This is a genomic window from Acidimicrobiia bacterium (genome assembly GCA_036271555.1).
In the GTDB taxonomy this organism is placed as follows: Bacteria; Actinomycetota; Acidimicrobiia; order IMCC26256; family PALSA-610; genus DATBAK01.
In genome coordinates this window covers 1-23,876 of record DATBAK010000038.1, presented here as the reverse complement: position 1 = coordinate 23,876, position 23,876 = coordinate 1, and the positions used below count along the sequence as shown (strand labels likewise).

The 23,876-nt window shown below is 70.7% G+C and carries 24 protein-coding genes; 6 read left to right on the top strand and 18 right to left on the bottom strand.

The features are described 5' to 3' along the window. Nucleotides 1–67: 67 nt before the first annotated feature. Together VH914_10510 and VH914_10505 are read right to left on the bottom strand one after the other, a co-directional pair. On the bottom strand, nucleotides 68–832 hold the full coding sequence (locus tag VH914_10510) for a hypothetical protein (GenBank protein ID HEX4491627.1): 765 nt from the start codon (nucleotides 830–832) through the stop codon (nucleotides 68–70). 11 nt (nucleotides 833–843) lie between these two features. Then, complete coding sequence (locus VH914_10505) at nucleotides 844–2,037, bottom strand: acyl-CoA dehydrogenase family protein (protein ID HEX4491626.1); 1,194 nt, start codon at nucleotides 2,035–2,037, stop codon at nucleotides 844–846. A 76-nt stretch (nucleotides 2,038–2,113) separates the two neighbouring features. On the opposite strand from VH914_10505, the gene VH914_10500 reads away from it, so the two are divergent. Then, nucleotides 2,114–3,244, top strand: coding sequence for an acyl-CoA dehydrogenase family protein (locus tag VH914_10500; GenBank protein HEX4491625.1), 1,131 nt, complete (start codon nucleotides 2,114–2,116; stop codon nucleotides 3,242–3,244). A gap of 34 nt (nucleotides 3,245–3,278) precedes the next feature. Here VH914_10500 and VH914_10495 read toward each other — a convergent pair whose 3' ends face one another. Continuing rightward, the gene (locus VH914_10495; GenBank protein HEX4491624.1) at nucleotides 3,279–3,521 is read right to left on the bottom strand and encodes a hypothetical protein; all 243 of its coding nucleotides are present in this window, start codon (nucleotides 3,519–3,521) and stop codon (nucleotides 3,279–3,281) included. A 118-nt stretch (nucleotides 3,522–3,639) separates the two neighbouring features. Here VH914_10495 and VH914_10490 point away from each other — a divergent pair, with 118 nt between their 5' ends. Both VH914_10490 and VH914_10485 read left to right on the top strand, forming a co-directional pair. Beyond that, nucleotides 3,640–4,065, top strand: coding sequence for a PadR family transcriptional regulator (locus VH914_10490; protein HEX4491623.1), 426 nt, complete (start codon nucleotides 3,640–3,642; stop codon nucleotides 4,063–4,065). Continuing rightward, the gene (locus tag VH914_10485) at nucleotides 4,065–4,412 is read left to right on the top strand and encodes a hypothetical protein (protein ID HEX4491622.1); all 348 of its coding nucleotides are present in this window, start codon (nucleotides 4,065–4,067) and stop codon (nucleotides 4,410–4,412) included. The genes VH914_10490 and VH914_10485 overlap by 1 nt, the downstream gene beginning before the upstream one ends. A gap of 44 nt (nucleotides 4,413–4,456) precedes the next feature. On the opposite strand, the gene VH914_10480 is transcribed toward VH914_10485, so the two are convergent. The 9 genes from VH914_10480 to VH914_10440 all read right to left on the bottom strand — a co-directional run bounded on the left by VH914_10480 (nucleotide 4,457) and on the right by VH914_10440 (nucleotide 12,553). After that, nucleotides 4,457–5,665, bottom strand: a complete 1,209-nt coding sequence (locus VH914_10480; GenBank protein HEX4491621.1) for a thiolase family protein — start codon at nucleotides 5,663–5,665, stop codon at nucleotides 4,457–4,459. Nucleotides 5,666–5,771: 106 nt separating this feature from the next. After that, nucleotides 5,772–6,206 carry an OB-fold domain-containing protein gene (locus VH914_10475; protein ID HEX4491620.1) on the bottom strand — a complete coding sequence of 145 codons (435 nt, stop codon included), beginning with the start codon at nucleotides 6,204–6,206 and terminating at the stop codon, nucleotides 5,772–5,774. Between the two features lie 86 nt (nucleotides 6,207–6,292). After that, nucleotides 6,293–6,685, bottom strand: a complete 393-nt coding sequence (locus tag VH914_10470) for a hypothetical protein (protein ID HEX4491619.1) — start codon at nucleotides 6,683–6,685, stop codon at nucleotides 6,293–6,295. Nucleotides 6,686–6,719: 34 nt separating this feature from the next. Beyond that, nucleotides 6,720–7,184 carry a Zn-ribbon domain-containing OB-fold protein gene (locus VH914_10465; protein ID HEX4491618.1) on the bottom strand — a complete coding sequence of 155 codons (465 nt, stop codon included), beginning with the start codon at nucleotides 7,182–7,184 and terminating at the stop codon, nucleotides 6,720–6,722. A gap of 12 nt (nucleotides 7,185–7,196) precedes the next feature. After that, complete coding sequence (locus tag VH914_10460; GenBank protein ID HEX4491617.1) at nucleotides 7,197–7,622, bottom strand: MaoC/PaaZ C-terminal domain-containing protein; 426 nt, start codon at nucleotides 7,620–7,622, stop codon at nucleotides 7,197–7,199. 12 nt (nucleotides 7,623–7,634) lie between these two features. Further along, nucleotides 7,635–9,842, bottom strand: a complete 2,208-nt coding sequence (locus VH914_10455) for an acyl-CoA dehydrogenase (protein HEX4491616.1) — start codon at nucleotides 9,840–9,842, stop codon at nucleotides 7,635–7,637. Between the two features lie 183 nt (nucleotides 9,843–10,025). Further along, nucleotides 10,026–10,232: a ferredoxin gene (locus tag VH914_10450; GenBank protein ID HEX4491615.1), complete on the bottom strand. Its 207-nt coding sequence runs from the start codon at nucleotides 10,230–10,232 to the stop codon at nucleotides 10,026–10,028. A 191-nt stretch (nucleotides 10,233–10,423) separates the two neighbouring features. Continuing rightward, the gene (locus VH914_10445; GenBank protein HEX4491614.1) at nucleotides 10,424–11,737 is read right to left on the bottom strand and encodes an FGGY-family carbohydrate kinase; all 1,314 of its coding nucleotides are present in this window, start codon (nucleotides 11,735–11,737) and stop codon (nucleotides 10,424–10,426) included. A 12-nt stretch (nucleotides 11,738–11,749) separates the two neighbouring features. Further along, nucleotides 11,750–12,553, bottom strand: a complete 804-nt coding sequence (locus VH914_10440) for an inositol monophosphatase family protein (protein HEX4491613.1) — start codon at nucleotides 12,551–12,553, stop codon at nucleotides 11,750–11,752. Between the two features lie 62 nt (nucleotides 12,554–12,615). On the opposite strand from VH914_10440, the gene VH914_10435 reads away from it, so the two are divergent. Together VH914_10435 and VH914_10430 are read left to right on the top strand one after the other, a co-directional pair. Continuing rightward, nucleotides 12,616–17,406 (top strand): NAD-glutamate dehydrogenase, encoded by a 4,791-nt coding sequence (locus tag VH914_10435; protein HEX4491612.1) that lies wholly within the window; start codon nucleotides 12,616–12,618, stop codon nucleotides 17,404–17,406. Further along, on the top strand, nucleotides 17,403–18,407 hold the full coding sequence (locus VH914_10430; protein ID HEX4491611.1) for an aminoglycoside phosphotransferase: 1,005 nt from the start codon (nucleotides 17,403–17,405) through the stop codon (nucleotides 18,405–18,407). The genes VH914_10435 and VH914_10430 overlap by 4 nt, the downstream gene beginning before the upstream one ends. Here VH914_10430 and VH914_10425 read toward each other — a convergent pair whose 3' ends face one another. The 3 genes from VH914_10425 to VH914_10415 are packed head-to-tail and all read right to left on the bottom strand — an operon-like array spanning nucleotide 18,408 to nucleotide 21,095. Continuing rightward, nucleotides 18,408–19,382: a carboxypeptidase-like regulatory domain-containing protein gene (locus VH914_10425; GenBank protein ID HEX4491610.1), complete on the bottom strand. Its 975-nt coding sequence runs from the start codon at nucleotides 19,380–19,382 to the stop codon at nucleotides 18,408–18,410. After that, complete coding sequence (locus VH914_10420; GenBank protein ID HEX4491609.1) at nucleotides 19,379–19,864, bottom strand: SigE family RNA polymerase sigma factor; 486 nt, start codon at nucleotides 19,862–19,864, stop codon at nucleotides 19,379–19,381. The genes VH914_10425 and VH914_10420 overlap by 4 nt, the downstream gene beginning before the upstream one ends. 52 nt (nucleotides 19,865–19,916) lie before the next feature. After that, a complete protein-coding gene (locus VH914_10415; protein HEX4491608.1) occupies nucleotides 19,917–21,095 on the bottom strand; it encodes a thiolase family protein in 1,179 nt (392 codons plus the stop codon). A gap of 100 nt (nucleotides 21,096–21,195) precedes the next feature. On the opposite strand from VH914_10415, the gene VH914_10410 reads away from it, so the two are divergent. Continuing rightward, complete coding sequence (locus tag VH914_10410; protein ID HEX4491607.1) at nucleotides 21,196–22,254, top strand: hypothetical protein; 1,059 nt, start codon at nucleotides 21,196–21,198, stop codon at nucleotides 22,252–22,254. Here the strand turns inward: VH914_10410 and VH914_10405 are convergent. The 3 genes from VH914_10405 to VH914_10395 form a co-directional block, all read right to left on the bottom strand. Further along, the gene (locus tag VH914_10405) at nucleotides 22,208–22,504 is read right to left on the bottom strand and encodes an MTH1187 family thiamine-binding protein (protein HEX4491606.1); all 297 of its coding nucleotides are present in this window, start codon (nucleotides 22,502–22,504) and stop codon (nucleotides 22,208–22,210) included. The two genes, VH914_10410 and VH914_10405, sit on opposite strands and share 47 nt — an antisense overlap. Then, a complete protein-coding gene (locus tag VH914_10400) occupies nucleotides 22,501–22,980 on the bottom strand; it encodes a VOC family protein (protein ID HEX4491605.1) in 480 nt (159 codons plus the stop codon). Before VH914_10400 ends, VH914_10405 begins: the two co-directional genes overlap by 4 nt. After that, on the bottom strand, nucleotides 22,980–23,876 hold an 897-nt coding region (locus VH914_10395; GenBank protein HEX4491604.1), incomplete at its 5' end, for an amidohydrolase family protein. The genes VH914_10400 and VH914_10395, both read right to left, overlap by 1 nt.

The following is a 23,876-nucleotide window of genomic DNA, read 5'->3' as shown; positions in this document are numbered from 1 at the left end:
TCGCCGAAGAACGCAGTACCACTAAACCCACGGGACACCCGCGGGTCGCGAATCGAGGCGTCGTTGGTCATTGCGGGGGCGGTTCCTTGCCGACGCGACGGAATGCGTCGACGGGCGTGTCCTTCACGTCCTTGTACACGTGGTGCACGCACCGCTCGCCCGGTTGCATCGGCGGGTGCTCGATGCTCGTCGGCGACTCGCCCCATTCGAGCGGTTGGATCTCGTTGTTCACCGAGCAGTGCGCGCAGTAGACCCACAGCTCGTCGCGCATGAACGTGCGACCCGATGGCTCGGTCAGCACGTGGTACGCGTGCTCGCCCTCGTAGCGGCCGTCGTCGATGAGCTTGCCGCCGCTGCCGCACTTGAACGAGAGGATGATCTTCTCGTCGTCCTCGTCGACCTCGACCTCGCCCATGTTGCCGAGCATCGAGCGCGCGATCACCTTGGCGCGCTGCGCGGCGGGCAGGTCGCCCCAGTCGCGTCCGGTCGCGCGGTTCGCATGGTCGCGCCCGCTCGTCGCGCCTTCGGGCCCGGCGCCGGCCGGTTGCGTTCGCGCGCCGCTCCTCCGCGGCCGCACGAAGTCGTCGCCGGTGCGGCGCAGCGCGCGCTCGACGGCGTCTTCACCGAGCTCCTCGGCGATGAACGTGAGCAGCGTCGTGATCCAGTTGATCGAGTAGTCCTTGAGGCTCGCCCACTGCGCGACCGCGCGGTCGACGAGCTCCTTCGCGGCGTCGGCGTCGCCGGCGTCGATCGCGGCCTTCGCCTGCTCCCACAGCGGCGTCCGCATCTTCGCGATCTCGGTGTCGCTGAGCACGCGCTCCGGGTCGGCCATCGGCGAATCGCCTACGCGCGCGGCAGGCCGAGCACGCGCTCGGCGATGATGTTCCGCTGGATCTCGCTGGTTCCGCCCGGGATCGTGGCGCTGAACGAGCGCAGGTACTGGATCGCCCACGATCCCTCGCGCCACATCTGCGGACCGAAGACGTCGAGGTCGACCATCTCGGGCCCGAGCGTCTCGCTCGCGGCGAGCAGGCAGCGCTGCAACGACTCGCTCCCGTACAACTTGAGGAGCGAGTGCTCGGGCGACGCCTTGCCGGCCATGAACTTCGAGAAGCCGCGATAGCCCATCGCCATGAGCGCCTGCGTGTCGACGTAGAAGGACGCGACCGCGTCGCGGAACCGGTCGTCGTCGCCGAGCCGCCCGCCTCCGGGCGCGGGCCGGTCCGCGAGCCCGATCATCGCCCCGACCGCGCGCTGGAGGTTGTACGCGTAGTCGACCCACAGCATCGCCCGCTCGTGACCGAGCGAGCCCTGCGTGATCGCCCACCCGCCGTTCAGCGGCCCGACGAGGTTCTCCTGCGACACCCGTGCGTCGCTGAAGAAGACCTCGTTGAAGTCACAGAAATCGGGCTCCGAGAGCTCGGGGAACGGGCGGCACTCGACACCCGGCGTCTGCATGTCGACGAGCAGCGCGGAGATGCCCTTGTGCTTCGGCGCGTCGGGATCGGTGCGCACGAAGCAGAGACACCAGTCGGCATGATGCGCGCCCGACGTCCAGACCTTCTGCCCGTTCACGACGAACTCGTCGCCGTCGAGCACCGCGCGCGTCGAGAGGCTCGCGAGGTCGCTGCCGGCGCCGGGCTCGCTCATGCCGAGGCACCACGCGATCTCGGCGCGCAACGTCGGGATGAGGAACCGCGCGCGCTGCGCGTCGGTGCCGTAGTCGCGGATCGACGGGGCGATGATGCCGAGCGCCTGCGGGTTGAGCGACCGCGGGATCTCGCGGCGCGACATCTCCTCGAAGTAGATCATCTGCTGCGTCGGTGTGGCGTCGCGACCGCCGAGCTCGGACGGCCAGCCGGGCACGAGCCAGCCCGCGTCGAAGAGCTGCTGCTGCCACGCGCGCGCCCAGTCGGGAAGGTGCGCGCTCGAGAGCTTCGGCTGCTTCAAGACCTCGCGCGGCGGACAGTTCTCCGCCAACCACGCGTCGAGCTCGGCGCGGAACGCCTCGTCGGCGTCGTCGTACTGCAGGCGCATCGGCGGCGAGGGTAGTTTTCCGACACGCGTGTCAGCAATGCGGGCTGACCAGGGCGATCGCACACACGGAGGCGGGGTGGACTTCGAGTTCTCGGAGGATCAGGAACTGCTGCGCGACTCGGTGCGCCGGTTCCTCGCCGACCGCGCGCCGATCGCGAGCTACGTGCGCCCGCTCCTCGACGGCGACGCCGACCGCACGCCCGAGGTATGGGACGGTCTCGCCGCGCTCGGTGTCGTCGGCTTGCTCGTGCCCGAGGAGCACGGCGGTGCCGGCATGGGGATGGTCGACGCCGCGGTCGTGCTCGAGGAGCTCGGGCGCGCGGTCCATCCCGGTCCGTACCTCGCGACCGCGGTCGGCGCGGTCACGCTGTCGCTCGCGGCGGGCGCATCGCGCGAGCACTCGTTCCTGCTGCCCGCGATGGCGAGTGGATCGGTGGTCGGAACGGTCGCGCTGCTCGAGCCGGGTCGGCGCTTCGACGTCGCGTCACCGCACACGAGTGCTCGCCGCGTCGGCGAGGGCTGGGTCGTCGAGGGCGAGAAGGTGCACGTGCCCGACGCGGTCGGCAGCGACGTCGTTCTCGTGAGCGCGACGGTCGCCGACGACGACACCGTCGGCGTGTTCGCGGTGCAGACGAGCGCGGGTGGCATCGAGATCACCGCGACGCCGACGGTCGACGGCACGCGCAAGCAGGCGACGGTCGCGCTCGACGGCGCACCCGGGTGGCGGCTCGGCTCGACCGACGCGTCCGCCGCGGTCGCGCGCACGGTCGACCGCATGGCGGTGGCGACGGTGATCGACGGCGTCGGCGCCGCGGCCCGCGCGCTCGAGCTCGCGGTCGAGTACGCGAAGGAGCGGATCGCGTTCGACCACCCGATCGGCTCGTTCCAAGCGGTGCAGCACCTGTGCGCCGACATGCTGCGCGCCGTCGAGCTCGGCCGGGCCGCGGGCTACTACGCCTGCTGGGCCGCCGACGACGCACCGCCCGAAGAGGCGCACCGGGCCGCGACGATGGCCAAGGCGTTCGCGAGCGAGGCGTTCCCGCAGGTCGGCGGGAGCGCGATCCAGGTCTTCGGCGGGATCGGCTTCACGTGGGAGCACGACGTGCACCTGTACTACAAGCGCCTGCTCTCGCTCGCGTACACGCTCGGCGCGGCCGACGACGCGCTCGAAGAGCTGGCGGCGCTCGCGCTCTCGCCCCGCTCCTGACCGCCCCGCCGCTCGGTTGTTCCGAACGCCGCGGTCAGCGGCGGCGGAAGCCGGCGTAGTAGGCGCCGACGAAGGCGACGACGGCCACGACGAAGGCCGCGCCGCCGCGCTTCGTGTACTTGTGCTTGTACACGTGGCCCGCCTTCGGGTGCGCCACCACGCCCGGGAAGAAGCCGGGCAGGTTCGGCGGCGTGGTCGTGAAGTAGATGATTCCGACGATGATCAGGATCACGCCCACCGCGATCAAGAGCCACCCGATGGGGTTGATGCGTCGCATGGGGGCGCACATTAGGTCGACTGTCTGGCTTATGACCAGTTTGGGCAGCGGGCGAAAGGTTTGTATGCGTCTTACTTATGTGCTTGACACAGTGTAAGTAACATCTATAGTGGTCGGCATGGACCACCGACACGACTCCCACCATCGCGGTCAGCACCGTCGCCCCGGCGCGGCGCGTTCGCGACTGTGGAACGAGCGTGACGGGTCGTGGGAGGTCCACGCGCGCGTCGAGCGCTTCGTCGAACCCGCGCTGCTGCTCGTGCTGCGCGACGACGAGGTGCACGGCTACGACCTCGCGGCCCGGCTCGAGGCGCTCGTCCCCGATGAGCGCGTCGACCTCGGCAACCTCTACCGGATGCTGCGCGGCCTCGAAGAAGACGGGCTCGTCGCGTCCCGCTGGCGCGACGACCTCCCCGGTCGCGTGAAGCGCACCTACGCGCTCACGCCCGCGGGACGCGCGCTGCTCGACGCGTGGGCGAAGGCACTGCGCGCCACCAACGACACCACCACCGCATTCCTGCGGCGCTACCAACAGGAGACTTGATGCATCACCATCACCACTGCGACATCTGCGACGAACGCGAACGCGACCGTCGCCACCATCATCACCACCACCACCACGACCACGACCACGGCCACGATCACGATCACGATCACGATCACGACCGCGAGTCGCGCGGCGGACGCGAGAAGCGCGGTCGTCGCGGTCGGCGGCGCTTCGGCGACCTCGAGTCGCTCGAAGCACTCCAGCGCGACCTCGAGCAGGCCGCGGCCGACATCGCCGAGCGGATCAAGCGGATCCGCGAGCGCACGAACACGCGCGAAACCGACGCTGCGGCCGAGCCGGAGGTCGCCGGAGCGGGCGCGCGGTCAGGCGCGGACGCGTCGTGAACGCACGCGCCGCGAGCAGCACGCACGCGACCGTGTGATCGCCGCTAGTCCTTGACGAGGAGCAGGCAGCCGCAGGTGTTGCCGCCGCCCGCGGCCGCGATCGCGACCTCGGGCACGCGCGGCACCTGCCGGTCGCCGGCCTCGCCCCACATCTGCACCGCGGTCTCGTGCAGGAACCCGTATCCGTGCAGGCGGCCGGCCGACAGCTGGCCGCCGTGCGTGTTGAGCGGAAGCTCGCCGTCGCGCGCGATGCGGGTGCCGCCCTCGACGAACGGGCCGCTCTCCCCCACCTCGCAGAACCCGAGCGCCTCGATCCACGACATCGTGATGAACGAGAAGCCGTCGTAGGCCTCGAGCAGCTGCACGTCGCTCGGCTTGAGGTCGGTGCGCGTCCAGAGCTGCGCGGCCGCGTCGCGGTTCGCCATCGTCGACAGGTCGTCGAACTGGTCCCACGACGGGCGGCCGTGGATCGCGGAGCCGACCGCCTCGATACGCAACGGCGGCTTGCGCAGATCCTTCGCGCGATCGATGCGCGACACGATGACCGCGGTCGAGCCGTCGCACGGCGCGTCGCAGTCGTAGAGACAGAACGGCGTCGCGATCATGCGCGCCGCGAAGTAGTCGTCCATCGACATCGGCGCGGTGTAGATCGCGTTCGGGTTCAACGCCGCGTTGCGCCGCGCGTTCAACGCGATCCACGCGAGCTGCTCGCGCGTCGTGCCGTACTCGTGGAAGTGGCGCTGCGCGAACATACCGATCCAGATCGCGGCCGACGGTGCGGAGAACACGAGGTTCCACTGCATGAACCCGCTCGCCTTGAAGCTGCCGCCGCCCCCGCCGCCCGGCATCACCGCGGAACGACCCTTCGCACCCTGCGCGCTGCCCTCGTAGACGCTGCGGAAGCAGAGCACGTGGTTCGCGAGTCCCGACGCGACGGCCATGCACGCGTTGATCACCGAGCCGAGCTGACCCGATGTCTCGAGCCCACTGCCGTACCAGCCGCAGTTCAGCCGCAGCGCGTCCATCACGTCGTACGCGCCGGCACCGCTGAACCCCGCGGGCGTGCTCATCGGACCCGGATAGGTCGAGAGGCCGTCGATGTCCTTCGTCGTCAGACCTGCGTCCGCGATCGCGGCGAGACACGAATCGAGCGTGAGCTCGAGCGGGTCGCGCCCGAGCCGGCGTCCGATCTCGGACTGCCCCACCCCGCTGATGCAGGCGCGCCGCTCGATGATCTCGTTGGCGGTACTCACTCGCTCGCTCCTTCGTCGGCTCCCCTTCGGGACGCCGACTCGCACGCTCGCTGGGCGAGCCTCGACGCTCGCTCCGCGCTCGCCTTCGGCCGCGGGTTCGACGGCGTCATGACGTGTATCCCGGCGGGGCGAAGAGCGGGATCCAGACGTCGCCGTCGGGGTCGGGGTGGTGCTCGAACACGACGTGCAGCGGCATGCCGATCTCGAGCGCTTCGATCGGTACGCCCACGACGTTCGTGGTGAGCCGCACGCTCGGCTGCTCGACGATCTCGATGATCGCGACCACGTACGGCAGCTCCGGACCCGGCATCCACGGCTGGTAGTTCACCGAGTAGGTCGTGAGCGTCGCGTCGCCGGAGACGGCCTCGGTCGCGAGGTTCTTCGAGTGACACATCGGGCAGATCGGCTGCGGCGGATGGATGTAGAACTTGCAGTCCTGGCAGCGCCAGAACACGAGCTCGCCGCGCTCGCCGCCCTGCCAGAACGCGCGGTTGTTGTCGGTCAGCTGCGGCAGGATCCGAAAAGGCACGTCAGTACTCATGGTCGCATGCTCGCTCGTCTCGGCACGGGGTGCCGCCTCCGATCAGAAGGCTGAACGCTCACCGGCTCCGGTGCTTCAGCCACGCGTCACTCCGCTTCGGTCGTGCGCGCGGCGTCGAAGCCTTCGCGCGCGTGGGGAATCGCCTGCACCGCGGGAAGCAGCCCGACGCCCGGCGTCGTCAGCATGATCGAGCCGAGCACCTCTTCCCAGGTCGCGCCGACCTCGTGCGCGAGCATCGCGTGACGGCGCACACCTTCGTGATTGCGCAACACGACCGTCACCGCCATGCGGATGAGCTCGTGCGTCTTGCGGTCGGGCGCGGTGAGCGAGTCGACCTGCGACATCCACGCGTTCTGCGCCTCGTGCAGCGCGGGAAACACCTCGTGCAGCGGACCCTCGAACGGGAAGTTCCAGTCCTGGCTGGGCAACGAGTCACTCCGACCGTCGACACTCGCGAGCCGACCGAGAATAACCGTCATGTCGGTCGCGCCCGCTCGACTCGGCACGGGCGTTTCAGCCGGCATCCCGTTGCCCGCTCGCCGCTCCGGGCGCCTCTGCCGACGACCCGGTTCCTGCAAGAACCGCCGGTTTGAAGACCGGGATCGTGATGTCGTCGTTCAGCGGACGGAACGTCACCTCGACCGGCATCCCGACGCGCACCACGTCGAGATCGCAGTCGACGACGTTCGTCATCACGCGCGGACCCTCTTCGAGATCGACGACCGCGGCGATGTACGGGACGCGTTCGTTGAACGGCGGCAGGTCGTTCACGACGACGACCGAGTACGTGTAGACGACCGCGCGACCGCTCGCCTCGACCCAGTCGACGCGCTCGCTCCAGCACTTCGGGCAGAACGGGCGCGGATAGAAGTACGTCGCGTTGCAATCGAGGCAGCGGCGCAGGAGGAACCTGCCGTCCTTCGCCGCGTCCCAGAACGGCGCGGTGTCGTTGTCGGGCGTCGGGAGGTCGAAGCGCATCGGTCGGTTCGCTCAGCCGCGCGTCGGCAACGCGGCGACGGCCTGGCCCGCGATCTTCGCCTCGCCGTCCTGGTTCACGAGCTCGCACGCGAGCACGACCTCCGACGTGTCGGGGCGCTTCTCGCTGACGACGACCTTCGTGGTGAGCGTCTCGCCCGGCCACGTCTGCTTCGTGAACCGCACCTTGTACGACTTCAGGTTGCCGATGCCGACGTAGTTCGTCACCGCGGTGCCGAGCAGCCCCGCGCTGAACATGCCGTGACCGAACACGCTCGGAAGTCCCGCGGCCTGCGCGGCCACCTCGTCGGTGTGCATCGGGTTGAAGTCGCCCGACGCACCCGCGTACATCACGAGATCGGTGCGCGTGAGCGCGTGCGAGAGCGGCGGCCCCTCGTCGCCTTCGCGCACGTCCTCGAAGAAGACCTTCTGCTCACCCACGGCGCGTTCCCTTCAAGGCTGGGGTTCGGGATCGCGGGGCAAGCCCAGCAGGCGCTCCGCGATCACGTTCTTCTGGATGTCGGTCGTGCCGCCCGCGATCGTCAGGCAGCGGTTGAACAGGAACGACTGCACCCACGCGCCGGGCTGACCGTCGTTCGTCACCGACGTCGCGCCCGCGAGCCGCATGCCGACTTCCTGCACGCGCTGGTCGTGCTGCACGCCGAGCAGCTTGCGCACCGCCGCTTCCGAGCCCGACGGGTCCGCGCCGCGCAGCGCCGACAGCGTCATCCGGTAGCTGAGGACCGCGAGCGCGTGGGCGGTCGCCGCGAGGCCGCCCGCGGTGTCGAGCGCGGCAGCGTCGTCGGCAAGGCCGTGCTGCTCGAGCTCGCGCAGCACGCCGACGACGCCGCCGCCGATGGTGTTGCTCGAACCCATGTAGACGCGTTCGTTCGCGAGCGTCGTGCGCGCGCAGCGCCAGCCGTCGTGCTCCTGACCGACGAGCCCGTTGTCGGGCACGAACGCGTCGTCGAAGAACACCTCGTTGAACATCGCGTGACCGGTGAGCTCGCGCAGCGGCCGGATGTCGATGCCCGGCGTGTGCATGTCGACCATGAAGCACGAGATCCCGTCGTGCTTCGGACGGTCGGGGTCGGTGCGCGCGAGGAGGATGCCCCAGTCGGCTTCCTTCGCCATCGACGTCCACACCTTCTGCCCGTTCACGATCCAGCCGCCGTCGACCCGTTGCGCGCGCGTCGACAGTCCCGCGAGGTCGGAGCCCGCGCCGGGCTCGCTGAAGAGCTGGCACCACGTGATCTCGCCGCGGAGCGTCGGCATGATCCACCGCTCCTGCTGCTCGGGCGTGCCGTAGACGATGAGGTTCGGCAGCGCCCACGCGCCGACGCTGATGCCGGGCCGCATGATCTTCGCAGCGCGGAACTCCTCTTCGATGACGAGCAGCTCGAGCGCGCTCGCGTCGCGGCCCCACGGACGCGGCCAGCCGGGGCTGACGTAGCCCTCCTCGGCGAGGCGGATGCGCTGCGCGTGCGGGTCGAGCGCCTTCACTTCGGTGAGCAGCGCGCGCAGGTCGGCGCGCAGGCGGTCGGCGTCCTCGCCGACGTCGAGCGAGAGCCGCCGGCGTTCGCCCCTCATCGCGACGCGCGCGGCTTCCTGCCGCCACGAGCTCGGCGACCGGACGAGCTGGAGCAGCGTGACCGCGCGGCGCAGGTAGAGGTGCGCGTCGTGCTCCCACGTGAAGCCGATGCCGCCGAGCGTCTGCACGCAGTCCTTCGCGTTCTCGAAGGCCGCGTCGAGCGCGAGCGATGCCGCGCCTGCGATCGCGAGCGAGCCGCCGTTGTCGCGGTCGTCGATCGCGCGTGCCGCATCCCAGACCGCCGCGCGTGCGAGCTCGGTGCGCGAGAGCATGTCGGCGCAGCGGTGCTTCACCGCTTGGAACTGTCCGATCGGTCGCCCGAACTGGACGCGATCCTTCGCGTACTGGCTCGCGGTGTCGACACACCACTGCGCGAGGCCGATCGCCTCGGCCGCGAACAGCACCGCGGCGAGGTGGTGCACCGTTTCGGTCGGTACCGCGGCGAGCGCGTCGTCGATCGCGACGACCGCGCCGTCGACCTCGATGCGGCCGGCCCGGCGCGTGAGATCGACGCTGCCGAGGTCCGTCACGGCGACGTTGGCATCGGCGAGGTCGAGCACGCACCACGTGGCGGCGCCCGACGTGGTGTTGCGAACTGCGACGAGCGCCACGTCGGCGACGGTCGCGCTGACCACCGGCTCGAGCGCGCCCGACAGCTTCAGCCCGTCGGCGACGGGCTCACCGTCCAGCGCGTTCGTCAGCGCAATCGTCGCGACCTTGGCGCCGGTCGCGAGCTGGGGGAGCAACGCCTTCGCGGCTTCACCGGCCGCAGCCTCGGTGAGCACCGCGGCGGCGAGCACCGTGGGGAGGAAGGGGCCGGGGACGCAGCCGCGACCGAGGGCCTCGAGCACGACCGCGAGCTCGACCGCGCCGTAACCCGAGCCGCCGTGGGCCTCGGGGATGTGCAGTCCGGTCCAGCCCAGCTCGCCGAGCGCGGCCCAGAACTCGGGACGGGCGTCGGCGGGCGCGTCGACCGTGAGGCGCACGACGCTCGGCGGCACCTGGGCCTCGACGAACCGGCTCGCGACCTGCGCGAGCTCGACGTGTTCGGCCGTGATTCCGATCGGCATGACCCCGATCGTCCCACGAAGCTGACGAGCGTGTCAGCTTGGCGCCGGGGGCTCGTCCGATCTGATCGAGTTCGGTGACGCGCCCGCGTCGCTTTTCTCGATCAGTTCCCCCGCACCTCGCGTTTCGTTGGCCGTGGATCCCGCTGAGGAGGACTCAGTGCCAACGGAATGCGCCGCAGGACGTCAGACGATCTTCTCGCCGTCCTTGAAGATGGCGATCGCCTGGGTCGGGCAACCTTGGGCCGCGAGGACGACCTTCTCCTCGGGCGCGCCCTCGGGATCGGTCACGATCGCGATGCCGTCGTCGTCGAGGTCGAACACGCCGGGCGCCCAGAACGAGCAGTTCCCCGAGCCCATGCAGACCTCTCGGTCGATGCGAATCTCGAGCACGTTCCGACCCTACCGGCCGGGCCCGGCGCTCCGCCGATCTGATCGAGTCAGGTGACGCGTCGCGTCACTTTTCTCGATCAGTTCCCCGGAAGGCGGCGAGCGCGGCGGGCGCGGCGAGCACGCGACGTCGCGCACTCCCGTCCCGCGCCCGGGAGCCCGGGCGTGCGAGGGCGACCCGGAGCGACCCGGAGTTATGCGAGCTCGAGGAAACGCTGGTAGCGGGCGGCGACGGGCGCAGCCCAGGCGGGGTCGGGCTCGACGCGGTGGTCGGTGCGGGCCCAGCGCGCGGCGTCGGCCAGCGACGTCTCGAGCCCGGCCGCGAGCCGGGCGAGGAACGCGGCACCGAGCGCGCCGCCCTCGGGGATCGCGACGACGTCGACCGGGAGCCCGGTGCAGTCGGCGAGGCACTGCACCCACTCGCCCACGCGCACGCCCCCGCCGGTCGCGACGATGCGCCGCGCCGGCGTCGGCGACGCGTCGATCATGCGGCGCGTGATGAAGCCCGCAGCCTCGAACGCGGCGCGCCGCACCTCGGCCGGACCGTGCGTGAGATCGAGGTCGACCAGCTGCGCCCGCAACGTCGTGTCGTCGAGCGGTGTGCGCTCGCCGCGCAGGTACGGCACCCATACCGGCACGCGCACCGGATCGCTCGCGGCTGGCGCGCCCTCGCGCAGCAGGCGGCGCGCCCAGTCGAGGAACATCCCGCCCGCGTTGCTCGGTCCGCCGACGAGGAACTTGCCCGGCGCGGTGTGCGGCAGCGGGAAGAAGCCGGGCACCGATGCGAGCTCGGCGGTGACGCACCAGATGATCAACGTCGTGCCGCAGATCACGAGCACGTCGCCGTCGTGGTCGGCGCCCGCGACGATCTGCTCGCCCATCGCGTCGATCGTCCCGCCTTCGAGCACGCAACCGGGTCGGCCCGTGATCTCGCCTGCCGGCGTTCCGGAGATCGCGATGCGCGGCATCTGCTCGGCGCGCACACCGAGCCGGCCGAGCACGGATTCGTCCCACCCGCGACCGTCGAACAACGGGTAGGCGAGCATCGCGCCGGTCGTGCTGATCACACCCTCGCCGCACAGCGCGAAGTTCGCGACCGCCTGCGCGGGCCAGAAGCCGCGCGCGTCCGGCACTTGCGACGACAGCCAGCCGAGGAAGCGGCCGAACTCGCCGCTCTCGACGGGGTTGCCCGCGCCACCGCTCCCCCGCTCGTCGCCGTACAGCAGTCCGGGCGCGCACGGCACGCCGCTCGCGTCGACCGCGGTCAACGACGGCACCATCGCCGCGACCGCGACACCCGCGGCGTCGACCGGTCCGAGCGCCTCGAGCGCGGCGCGCGGACCGTCGAACCAGGCGACGCGCGCGTCGTGCTCGAACTGGAGCGGCGCGGGCACCGAGAACGTGTGCGGGATGCGCGCCGACGCGACGATCGTGCCGTCGGCATCGGCCGCGATGGCCTTCACCGACGACGTGCCGATGTCGATTCCGATGGTGACCGACGACGTCATGGAGCGCGCAGCCTAGGCAGACGGCGCGGTGGGCCGACCACTCCGACCCGCCAGCGCCTCGACGGCCGCGCCGTGCAGGAGCCCGTTCGTGCACACGAACGTCTCGGGCATCGGCGGCCGGTCGCCGGCGACCGTGCTCCAACGCCCGCCCGCTTCTTCGATGATCGGCAGGAGCGCGGCGACGTCCCAGTAGCTCACGATGGGGTCGATCGAGATGTCGAACGCGCCTTCGGCGACGAGCACGTGCTGCCAGAAGTCGCCGAGACCGCGCGTGCGCCAGCACCGACGCGCGAGGTCCATCATCCGCGCGCCGATGCCGTCGGCGTCGAAGCGCGACTGCGTGTCCCACGCGAACGAGATCTGCGCGTCGTCGAGCGACGGCACGGCCGACACGCGCACGCGCGCGCCGTCGCGGAACGCTCCGAGCGCGCGTCCCGCCCACCAACGCGAGCCGAGCGCGGGTGCCGACGCGACGCCGACGATCGGCACGCCGTGCTGCTCGAGCGCGATGAGCGTCGCCCACACCGGCACGCCGCGCACGTAGCTCTTCGTGCCGTCGATCGGGTCGATGACCCAGCGGAACTCGGCGCCGGGCGCGTCGACGCCGTACTCCTCGCCGAGCACGCCGTGACCGGGCGCGTGCGTCGCGAGGTGCTCGCGCAGCGCGCGCTCGACGGCCTGATCCGCTTCCGAAACGGGCGTGAGGTCGGGCTTCGTCTCGACGACGAGGTCGACCGCGCGGAAGCGGTTCATCGTGATCTCGTCGGCGATCCCTGCAAGATCGAGCGCGAGGGCCAAGCCGTCGGCAACGTCCACGGCGGGCGAGCCTACGCAGCGACGCACAGTCCGGTGCGATCCGAGGGCTACCCTCGAAATCGATGGCAGGACCGCTCGAGGATGCACGCGCGCAACTCCTCGACCGGCTGTGCGGCCTGGCGACGACGTTCGTGTCCGCGGGCGAGGCGCCCGGGCTCGCCGACTTCATCCGCCTCTACTACGCGGAGGTCGCGCTCGACGACCTCATGACGCGCAAGGTCGAGGATCTCGCAGGGGCAGCCCGCGCACACTGGCGCCTCGCCGCGCACCGCGCGCCGGGCGAAGTGATCGTGCGCGTGGGCAATCCCGCAGCCGGCGCCGACGGTTGGCAGTCGCCGCACACCGTCATCGAGGTCGTCTCCGACGACATGCCCTTCGTCGTCGACTCCGTCACCGCCGAGCTCGAACGGCACGCCCTGCCGGTGCAGCTCGTCGTGCACCCGGTCGTCGGCGTGCGCCGCGACGACGGCACCCTGCTCGGCCTCGGCGACGGTGCCGACCAGATCGTCGAGTCGTTCCTGCTCGTCGAGATCGAGCGCACGACCGATCCGGTCGAGCTCGCCGCGTTGCACGACGACATCCTGCGCGTGCTCGGCGACGTCGAGGCCGCGACCTCCGACTGGCCCGCGATGCGCGCCCGCGTCGACGCGATCGTCGAGGAGCTCGAGTCCGGCGTCGTGCCGTCGAGCGAGGCGCGCATCACCGCGATCGCGCTGCTGCGCTGGATGGCGGAGGACCACTTCCTCTTCACCGGCTACCGCGAGTTCTCCGTGCGCGCGTCGCAGGGTTCCGACGTGCTCGACGCGCTGCCCGGTACGGGTCTCGGCATCCTGCGCGACCCGAGCGACGACGGGCTCGCGGCGCGCCTGCCGCCCGAGCTGCGCAAGCAGGCGCGCGCCGACGACGTGCTCGTGCTCACGAAGGGCAGCTCGCGCTCGACCGTGCACCGGTCCGCGTACCTCGACTGCGTCGGCGTGAGGAAGTTCGACGCCGACGGCAAGGTGTGCGGCGAGCACCGCTTCCTCGGCCTCTACACGTCCGAGGCGTACCACATGAGCCCGCGCGAGATCCCGCTGCTGCGCGAGAAGATCTCGGCCGTCGTGAACCGCGCCGGGTTCGCGGCAGGCGGTCACAGCGCGCGCGACCTGATCGCGGTGCTCGACGGGTATCCGCGCGACGAGCTGTTCCAAGCGTCGACCGCCGAGCTGTACGACACCGCGACGGGAATCCTCCAGCTCGAAGAGCGGCGGCGCGTGCGTGTCTTCATCCGCCACGATCCCTACGGACGGTTCGTGTCGTGCCTCGTGTATCTGCCGCGCGACAAGTACACGACCGCGCTGCGGCTACGGATCATGGAGATCCTCCACCAGACCTTCCGCGCGACCGGCGAGGACTACCAGGCGCTCGTGAGCGAGTCCGCGCTCGCGCGCCTGCACGTCGTGCTGCGCACCGTGCCCGGCTACGTCAGTGATGTCGACGTCGCGAAGCTCGAAGCCGACGTCGCCTCGGCGACGCGCTCGTGGTCGGACGCGTTGCGCGACGCGCTCACCGTCGAGCACGGCGACGACGGCGGTCGCGAGCTGCACCGCGTGTACGAAGACGCCTTCCCGCCGGCGTACACCGACGAGACGTCGCCGACCGCAGCCGTCGAGGACATCGACTGCCTCGAGCACCTGCCCGAACGACCCGACCTCAACATCCGGCTCGTGCGGAACGACGACGGCACGTTCCAGCTCACGCTCATCGGTGCGGGCGCACCGATCGTGCTCTCGGAGATCATGCCGCTGCTCACGAACATGGGTGTGCAGGTCGTGGAGGAGCGCCCGTACCGCGTCGGTCCGCGTGCGCGTCCGGGCGCGTGGATCGAGCGTTTCGTGCTCCGGCCCACCACGAAGCCCGTGCCGATCGAAGCGGCCAGCGCCAGCCCGCGATTCCAGGAGGCGCTCGCGGCGGTCGTGCGCGGCAGCACGGAGAACGACGCGTTCAACGGGCTCGTCGTCGCCGCCGACCTCGAATGGCGCGAGGTCGCGGTGCTGCGCGCGTACAGCCACTACCTCCGCCAGGCCGGTACGCCGTTCAGCCAGCACTACATCGCGGCCGCGTTGGTCTCGCATCCGGAGCTCGCGCGTGCGCTCGTCGCGCTCTTCCGCGACTGCTTCGATCCGCACGGTCCCCGCGCCGACGACGCGAGCGTGCAGCGCTCGGTCGACGAGATCACGAAGGCACTCGACGCGGTCACGAGCCTCGACGACGATCGCATCTTGCGCTCGCTGCTGCGGCTCGTGCTCGCGACGACACGCACGAACGCGTACAACGACATCGCCGGCGCGCCGGTCGCGTTCAAGCTCGACCCGACGGGCGTCCCCGAGCTGCCGAAGCCGCTTCCCCAGTTCGAGATCTTCGTGAGCTCGCCGCGCGTCGACGGCGTGCACCTCCGCGCGGGACCCGTCGCGCGCGGCGGCATCCGCTGGTCGGACCGCCGCGAGGACTTCCGCACCGAGATCCTCGGGCTCATGAAGGCACAGACGGTCAAGAACGCGGTGATCGTGCCGGTCGGCGCGAAGGGCGGCTTCGTCGTGAAGAACCCGCCCGCCGATCGCGACGCGCTCATGACCGAGGTCGTCGGGTGCTACCGCCTGTTCATCGGCGCGCTGCTCGAGCTCACCGACAACCTGGTCGACGGCAAGCCCGTCCCGCCGCCCGGCATCGTCCGCTACGACGCCGACGACTCGTACCTCGTGGTCGCGGCCGACAAGGGCACCGCGACGTTCTCTGATGTCGCGAACGAGCTCGCGATCGAGCGCGGCTTCTGGCTCGGCGACGCGTTCGCGTCCGGCGGATCCGAGGGCTTCGACCACAAGGAGATGGGCATCACCGCGCGCGGCGCGTGGGAGTCCGTGAAGACGCACTTCCGGGCCCTCGGCGTCGACCCGCAGCGCGAACCGTTCACCGTCGTCGGCATCGGCGACATGTCGGGCGACGTGTTCGGCAACGGCATGCTCCAGTCGCGCGGCATCCGTCTCGTCGCCGCGTTCGACCATCGCCACGTCTTCCTCGACCCGAACCCGGATCCCGAATCGAGCTACCGCGAGCGCGAACGGATGTTCGCGCTCCCCCGGTCGTCGTGGGCCGACTACGACACCACGCTCATCTCCGAAGGCGGCGGCGTGTTCCCACGCGCGCAGAAGAGGATCCCGCTCTCGGATCCGGTGCGCACCGCGCTCGGGGTGACCGCGTCCGCGATGACGTCGCTCGAGCTCATCTCCGCGATCCTGCGCGCGCCGGTCGAGCTGCTCTGGAACGGCGGGATCGGCACGTACGTGAAAGCGACGAGCGAGACGAACCTCGAGGTCGGCGACCGAACGAACGATGCGCTGCGCATCAACGCGACCGAGCTCCGGTGCAAGGTCGTCGGTGAGGGCGGCAACCTCGGCTTCACCCAACGGGCACGCGTCGAGTTCGCGTCCAACGGCGGGCGCATCAACTCGGACGCGATCGACAACTCGGCCGGCGTCGACACGTCCGACCACGAGGTCAACATCAAGATCCTGCTCGACGCGGTCGTGCGCGCGAACGCGATCACCACGACCGAGCGCAACGAGTTGCTCGTGGCGATGACCGACGAGGTGGCCGCGCTCGTCCTCGCCGACAACGTCGCGCAGAACCACACGCTCACGATCGCCCGATCCCAGGCACTTCCGATGGCCGGCGTGCACGAGCGGCTCATGGTCGCGCTCGAAGCGCGCGGGCGACTCGATCGCGCGCTGGAGTTCCTCCCCGACCGCGACACGTTCGCGGCGCGCGTCCGGGGCGGCAACGGACTCACCGTTCCCGAGCTCGCGGTTCTGCTCGCCTACTCGAAGATCTCGCTCGAGGAGGACCTGCGCGACTCGCCGTTGCTCGACGATCCCGACATCGCGGCCACACTCGCCGCCTACTTCCCCAGTGCGATCCGCTCGCGTTTCGTCGGCGAGATGGCGCGCCACCCGCTGCGGCGCGAGATCGTCGCGACCGGTCTCGTCAACCGGATGGTGAACCTCGCGGGCAGCACCTACGCGTTCCGCATCGCCGAGGAGACCGGCGCGTCGGCCGAGGACATCGTGCGCGCGCACCTCGTCGCGGGCCGGATCTTCGGGCAGGACGCGCGGCACGACCAGATCGCCGCGCTCGACGGCGTCGTCGACGTCGACACGCAGACCCGCATGCACCTCGAGCTGCGCAAGCTCGTCGAGCGGTCGAGCCGCTGGCTCGTGCGCTACCGGCCGCGGCCGCTGCCGATCGCGGCGACGGTCGCCGAGCTCGGATCCGGCGTCGCCACCTGCATCGAGGCGATGCCCGCGCTGCTGCGTGGCAGCGAGCGCGACTGGCGTGAGCAGTTTCGCGCGAGTCTCGTCGAGAAGCGCGTGCCCGGCGCGCTCGCCGCCGCGATCGCGAGCCTCGAGTCGCTCGTCGGCGCGCCCGACGTCGTCGACGTCGCGCGCACGCTCGACCGGCCGGTGCCCGAGATCCTCGCGATGTGGTGCGCGATCGGCGACCGTCTGCGGCTCGACTGGCTGCGCGACCGGATCCTCGACGACCTCCCACGCAACGACCGATGGCAGGCGCTCGCCCGCTCCGCGTTGCGCGACGATCTCGCCAACGAGCGGCGCGCCCTTGTCACCTCGGTGCTGACGTTCGCGCCCGGCGTCGCGGCCGACGACGCGATCGACCGGTGGAAGACCGCGCATCCCGGCATCGTGCACGCGCTCGGCGTCATCGACGACCTCGAACGCGAGGGCACGTACGACGTGTCGACCCTTTCGGTCGCGCTGCGCGAGCTTCGGAACCTGTCGCAGGGCGACGTCACGCGGTGAAGCTGGTCGGCACCCTCGAGAGTGTCCTCGCGGGCGCGTCCGACCGGGAACCGATGACGCACACCGACTCGAAGTCGGGCGCGCGCTTCGAGCGCGTCACCGTCGACGGTGAGCGGTTCGTCGTGAAGTACCTCGACATCCGCGACGACTGGACCATGCGCGCGACCGGACAGCTCGCGTACGCGCCGGTGGTGCTGTGGCGGCGCGGCCTGCTCGACCGGCTGCCGTCGTGCTTCGTCCAACCGATCGTCGACGTCGCGACGGCCGACGGCACGCCCGGCCACCGACAGGTCGCGTTGATCATGCGCGACATCGGCGAGTGGCTCGTGCCGGAGGGCGACGACGAGCTCGCGATCGACACGCACCTCCAGTTCCTCGACCACCTCGCGGCGCTCTGCGCGGCGTTCTGGGGTGGCGGCCACGACCTCGAGGTCGTGCCGATGACCAACCGCTACCTCGAGCTCTCACCGTGGACGGCCACCACGGAGGCCGCGATCGAATCCGACGCGGTCGTGCCGCAACTCGTCGGCGAGGGTTGGGAACGCTTCCCCGACGAGGCGCCGCGCGCGGCCGAGCTCGTGCTCGACCTCGCGCGCGACCCGTCGCCGCTCGTCGGCGCGCTCGAGACGACGCCGCTCACGTTCGTGCACGGCAACTGGAAGCTCGGCAACCTCGGCTGCACCGACGACGGCCGCACCGTGCTGTTCGACTGGGAGACGCCGGGCATCGGCACCGCGTGCGGCGAGCTCGCGTGGTACCTCGCGATCAACGCGGCGCGGCTGCCGCACTCGAAGGAAGAGACGATCGACGCGTTCCGCATTGCGCTCCGTCTGCACGGCATCGACACGGAACCGTGGTGGGAGCGCCAGCTCGGGCTCGCGCTGCTCGGTGGGCTCGTGCACTTCGGGTGGGAGAAGGCACTCGGGGGCCGCAACGACGAGCTCGAGTGGTGGGAGCAACGCGCGCTCGACGGCGCGCGGTTCCTCGACTCTGCTCGCTGATCAGCGGATCGGGCAGACCACCTCGACGGGCGTCGTCTGCGCGGTCTCGACGCGCAGGTGGCTACCGCCGCCGCATCCACCGTTGCCGTCGAGGTACTGCGGGCTGTACCCGTTCACCGTGTACTCGCCGGCGGGCACGTCGACCCGGAAGTGACCGCTCGCGTCCGTGACGACCTGCAGGCTCGCCGCACACGCGACGTCCAACGCGGCAGGCGGGCAACCGGGCACCTCCGCCGACGGCGCGTTGTTCGTGACGTTGACGGTGCCCGCGAGCCCGTGCGCGGCGCCGGGCGCGGGGCCACCGACCTCCTCGAGCACCCCCGTGATCGTGCCGATCGCAAGCGGTTCCGGCGGGTCGCCGATCAGCTCGCGGAACGTGATCGTCGAGTGCCGGTAGCGCGCGGTGATCGCCCAGCAGCCCACGCTCGGGAGCTCGATCGCCGACGCGACCCACTTCCCGTGCTCGTTGATCGCCTGGTTGGCGTCGCCGGTCGCACGCCCCGGCCCGTCGAGCCGGCGCGCCGTGATCGTCGGAAGCCCGAACGGGATCGCGTACCAGCCGATCTTGAGCCGGTAGATCGACCCGTCGTGAATCGGGCGGTTCTGCCGGCGGGCGGTCCAGAGCGCGCCGCCGCCGATGACGGCGCGTCCGTCGTTCCACGCCGACACCACGGCGGGCACCTGGTTCGGCGGCACCACCTTCGCCCCGAAGCGACACTGCGGGTTCGTCGGCGCGGTGGTGGCGCTCGGCGACGTCGTACGCACCTTCACCGATCCGCCCGTGCTGCCGATCCCGACCGCGACGATCGCGACGACGAGCGCCGCCGCGAGCACGCTCGTGCCGCCGGCCAGCAGGTTGCGCCGTCGGCGCGCGTGGCGAACGCGCGTCCCGACCGCGGCGCGCGCCGCCGACGTCGCGCGCGGTACCGGACCCGCGAGCTGCTCGAGTTGGTCGCGGAGCTCTTCGATGTTCATTCGTCACTCCCGTCGAGATCGACGCGCAGATGCGCGAGCGCGCGGTGCAGGGTCGCCTTCACGGTGCCTTCGGCGCAGCCCATCACCGAGGCGATGTCGGCGACGGTGAGGTCGCCGAGGTAGCGGAGGACGATCGCGCAGCGCTGGCGCGGCGGGAGCCGATCGAGCGCATCGCGCACGATGATCGTGCTCACGACCGAGCTCGACGCGTCGGGCACCGTCACCGGCGCCGGTTCGACGGCGGGCGCGCGCCGCTCGCGCCGCCAACGCGACCGCTCTGCGTTCAGCGCGACCACGTAGACCCATGCGATCGGCCGGTCGAGCGTCGCGACCTTCGACCAGTGCCGGAACGCGCGGGCGAACGCCTCCTGCGTCAGGTCCTCGGCGCGGCCGGCATCGCCGATCGCGAGCGCCACGGACCGCAGGACCGCGCCGTAGTGCTCGTCGAAGAACGCCTCGAAGTCGTTCCGGTCGGCCTCCACTGCGAGGAGAACCCGTGGCGGCCGGGGAACGTTTACTCCCCGGCCCGACCGATCACGGCTTGAGGACCTCGATCACCGTCGCCGAGCCCATGCCGCCGCCCGCGCACATGCTCGCGACGCCGTAGCCGCCGTTGCGGCGGCGCAGCTCGTGGATGAGCGTGACGATCATCCGCGCGCCGGTGCACGCGACCGGGTGGCCGAGACTGCAGCCGCTGCCGTTCACGTTGGTGATCTCGTGCGGGATGCCGAGGATGCGCGTCGACGCGACGCACATCGACGCGAACGCCTCGTTGATCTCGAAGAGCGCGATGTCGTCGATCGAGAGGCCGACGCGCTTGAGCGCCTTCGGGATCGCACGTGTCGGCCCGAAGCCCGTGTCCTGCGGCGGCAGGCCCGCCGACGCCCAGCCCCGCACGATCGCGAGCGGCTCGAGGCCGTGCTCCTGCGCGTACTCGCTGTCGACGATCACCATCGCCGCCGAACCGTCGTTGAGGCCCGACGAGTTGCCGGCGGTGATGCTGAAGTCCTCGATCTCGGGGTGCAGCGGCTTGAGGCCCGCGAGCTTCTCCATGCTCGACCCGCGACGCGGGTGCTCGTCGACCGAGAACGTCTTCGTCGTGCCGTCGCGCAGCTGTACGTCGATCGGGAAGATCTCCTCTTCGAGACGACCTTCGTCGATCGCCGCGACCGCGCGGTTGTGCGACTCGCACGCCCAGTGGTCCATCTCCTCGCGCGTGACGTTCGCCTTCTGCGCGGTGTTCCAGCCGACGGTGATCGACATGTCGAACGCGGGTGCGTTCGGCTGTTCGGGGTGGCTCGGCGACATCCACTGCTGCATCTCGTCGGTGCCGAGCACGCGCTTCATCGCCGACGGCGACGTCGAGATCGACTCGGTGCCGCCCGCGATGACGACCGTGTCCATGCCCGCCATGATGCTGGCCGACGCGGTCTGCACCGCGGCCATGCCCGACGCGCAGTGACGGTTGTGCACCATGCCCGGGACGTCGGTGAGGCCGCTCGTGATCGCGGCGTAGCGCGCGATGTCGCCGCCGCCCTGGAGCGACTCGCCGAGCACGATGTCGTCGACGTCGGCCGCGGGCACGTTCGACCGCTTCAACGATTCGGCGACCGCGTACTTCGCGAGGTCGAACGCGCTCACGTCGAGCAGCGAGCCCTTGCGTGCGGTTCCGATGGCCGTACGGCAGGCGGAGACGATGACGGCGTCGCCCATGTTGGCGTCCCTTCGCGGTCGTGGTGAGACCGGCGCATCGTAACGACCGCCGGATCGGGCTGAGAAACCGAAGCGGCCGGGCCGGTTAGCCTCGCCGGTCGTGAGCAACGTCGTCGCGATCGACGAGCTGTTCGATGCCGCGGGTGCGGCTGCGATGGTCGAGCTCTGCGAGCGCTTCGGCGCGTACCGCATGTACGCGGAGCTCGAGCAGCTCGACAGCGAGATCGGCCGTGGCCTCTCGCAGCGCCACGACAGCGTCGTGAACTTCATCCGTACCGGCGGCCGCCTCGGCACGAACGAGCCGCGACGCGCGCTCGCGGTCCGCACGAGCTACTTCCGCGAGGAGTACGCGTACGGCGAGACCGCGCGCATCGAAGGCATCCAACCGTTCCTGCATCACGACGCGTTCCTCGAAGCCGCGCGCGCGGTGCACGGCCGCGCGGTGATCGAGCCGGCGATCGCGTACGCGAACCTCATGGTTCCGGGCCAGGAGCTCGCGGTGCACACCGACGTTCCGGAGTTCCGCGGCCTGAATCGGAAGCTCGTGCCGCAATGGCTGCTCGTCGTCATGCACCACTCGGGTCTGTTCGACGAGTGGCGCATGCCGATCGCGACCGGCATCGCGTGGTTCCACGACTGCGACGGCGGCGCGCTCGCCTACTGGCCCGACGGTCCGTTCGCGCCGCCGGCGACGCACCCGGCGAAGTTCAACACCGCGATGGTGCTCGACACCGACAGCGTGTTCCACGGCGTCGACCGCATCGCCGCGGTTCCAGCCGACGACCTCCCGCCGCTGCGGCCGGGCATGGTGCTCGACCCCGTCGGCGCGCGGCAGTGGACCGTGCACTACGCCGACACCGAGCCCGTCGCGCGCTACGACTGGGACGACCTGCGGTTCTCGGTGTCGTGGAAGGCCTACTGCTTCCGCGACGAGGCGGAACGCGACGCCTGGCGCGCGCACGCCGGCGACCTCACGCTCGACGCGGTGGTCGAACGGCTGGTCGCCGACCTCGTCGCACGCGGTCGTGTCGAGCCGGCGGTCGACCGCGACTCGCAGCTCGGGCTGCTCATGATCGATGAATACGTGCGCTTCCCGGTGCCTTCTGGTCGCGTCAATCGCGAAGCAGGCGGTCTTCCACGGCCGCGAGCTTGCTCGTGAGCCCATCGGTGACGCTCGGCCGGTAGTCGATCTTCACGACGAGGCTGACGCGCGGCGCCGACTCCGCGACCTTCATCGTGCAGTCGCGGATGAGCGCCATCACGTCGTCCCACTCGCCCTCGACGTTCGTGAACATCGCGTTGGTCTCGTTCGCGAGCCCGCTCGCGCGCACCATCCGCACGACCTCGGCGACCTGCTCGCTCACCGACTCGCCGACACCCAGCGGCGTGATCGAGAACGCCGCGATCACGAATTGTCCAGGTCGAGCACGCGCTCGTATCCCGCGGCGGGCGTACCGGGCGGGTTGTTCTCGTCGGGCTGCGCGCCGGGCTTCGGCACGCACACCTCGCCTTCCAAGCCGTCGGGGTCGGTGAAGAACAGCGACAGCACCGGGCCGAAGTCGGTGACGAACCCGTCGGTCGCGCGACGCTCGATGAGGCGCCGCCGGATCTCGTCGAACGCGTCGATCGACGCCGCGAGCAGCCCGATGTGATCGATGCGGCCGCGCCCGAACATCGGCGTCTGCCGCTGCGCCTCGGGGTTGCCCGGGATCTCGAACACGTTGAGCTCGTGCGTCGGACCGATGTCGATGAACGACAGCCGCATGTCCTCACCGGCCGCGAAGTCCTTCGTCACCGGCGCCTCGAACACGTCGGCGTAGAACGCGTGCAGCCGCTTCGCGTCGTTCGTGAGGATCGCGACATGGTTCACACCGTTCAGCAGCATCAGGCGCTCCGTTCCAGGACGCGCCCGGCGCGGCGGCCCATCAGGTCGAGGAAGTTGTCGCAGTAGAAACGCTGCTTCACCTCGTCTCCGACACCCGCGAGCGACGCTTCGAAGCGCTCGACCGGCCGCCGGCCGCCTTCGACATGCGGGTAGTCGGACGAGAACATGCAGATCTCGGGCCCGTTCTGCTCGATGATCCAGCCGACGTCCTCGGTCGGATAGGGCGTGAACCGGACCTGACGCGTCACGTACTCCGTCGGCCGCAGCGCGAGACCGCGCAGCCGTTCTTCGTGCCGCGCGAACGCCTCGAAGGCGGCCTCCATCTGCCGCGTCCACGACGGCACCCAGATCGCGCCCTGCTCGATCACGCCGATCCGCAGGTTCGGGAAGCGGTCGAGCACGCCGTCGAAGATCATCGTCGCGAGCGTCTGCTCGGGAGGGCGCGGGATGCCCATGTAGTCGACCGAGCGGAAGTTCTCCTCGCCGCCGTGGAAGTCCGGCGGAATGGGCTTGCCGTTGACGAAGTAGCGAGGGTCGATCAGCGTGCCGGTGCCGCCGACGTGGAACACCACGGGAATGCCGGCCTCCTCGGCCCGGGCCCAGACGCCGAACAAATCGGTGTGGCTGGGTGAGTACTGCGGCGGGCAGCCTGATGCGATGAGCAGCGCAGCCGCGCCCTGGGCCAGCGCGTCCCCGGTGGCGGCGACGGCCCGCTCGGGGTCGGCCAGCGGGACGTAGAGGGACGGCAGCAGCCGCGGGTCGCCGGCGCAGAACTCGAGCATCCCGCGGTTGTGGGCGCGGGCGGCCGCGTAGGCGAGGTCGACGTCATCGTGCTCCATGTCGTGCAGGCGCCCGTTGTGGAACGTGTTGAAGACGAGCTGGCTCGAGAACCCGAG

Bases quoted from the DNA above. Each gene is read 5' to 3' on its own strand.
- VH914_10510 (HEX4491627.1), bottom strand. From the start codon at position 832: ATGGCCGACCCGGAGCGCGTGCTCAGCGACACCGAGATCGCGAAGATG.
- VH914_10505 (HEX4491626.1), bottom strand. From the start codon at position 2,037: ATGCGCCTGCAGTACGACGACGCCGACGAGGCGTTCCGCGCCGAGCTC.
- VH914_10495 (HEX4491624.1), bottom strand. From the start codon at position 3,521: ATGCGACGCATCAACCCCATCGGGTGGCTCTTGATCGCGGTGGGCGTG.
- VH914_10490 (HEX4491623.1), top strand. From the start codon at position 3,640: ATGGACCACCGACACGACTCCCACCATCGCGGTCAGCACCGTCGCCCC.
- VH914_10485 (HEX4491622.1), top strand. From the start codon at position 4,065: ATGCATCACCATCACCACTGCGACATCTGCGACGAACGCGAACGCGAC.
- VH914_10475 (HEX4491620.1), bottom strand. From the start codon at position 6,206: ATGAGTACTGACGTGCCTTTTCGGATCCTGCCGCAGCTGACCGACAAC.
- VH914_10470 (HEX4491619.1), bottom strand. From the start codon at position 6,685: ATGACGGTTATTCTCGGTCGGCTCGCGAGTGTCGACGGTCGGAGTGAC.
- VH914_10465 (HEX4491618.1), bottom strand. From the start codon at position 7,184: ATGCGCTTCGACCTCCCGACGCCCGACAACGACACCGCGCCGTTCTGG.
- VH914_10455 (HEX4491616.1), bottom strand. From the start codon at position 9,842: ATGCCGATCGGAATCACGGCCGAACACGTCGAGCTCGCGCAGGTCGCG.
- VH914_10445 (HEX4491614.1), bottom strand. From the start codon at position 11,737: ATGACGTCGTCGGTCACCATCGGAATCGACATCGGCACGTCGTCGGTG.
- VH914_10435 (HEX4491612.1), top strand. From the start codon at position 12,616: ATGGCAGGACCGCTCGAGGATGCACGCGCGCAACTCCTCGACCGGCTG.
- VH914_10425 (HEX4491610.1), bottom strand. From the start codon at position 19,382: ATGAACATCGAAGAGCTCCGCGACCAACTCGAGCAGCTCGCGGGTCCG.
- VH914_10415 (HEX4491608.1), bottom strand. From the start codon at position 21,095: ATGGGCGACGCCGTCATCGTCTCCGCCTGCCGTACGGCCATCGGAACC.
- VH914_10400 (HEX4491605.1), bottom strand. From the start codon at position 22,980: ATGCTGCTGAACGGTGTGAACCATGTCGCGATCCTCACGAACGACGCG.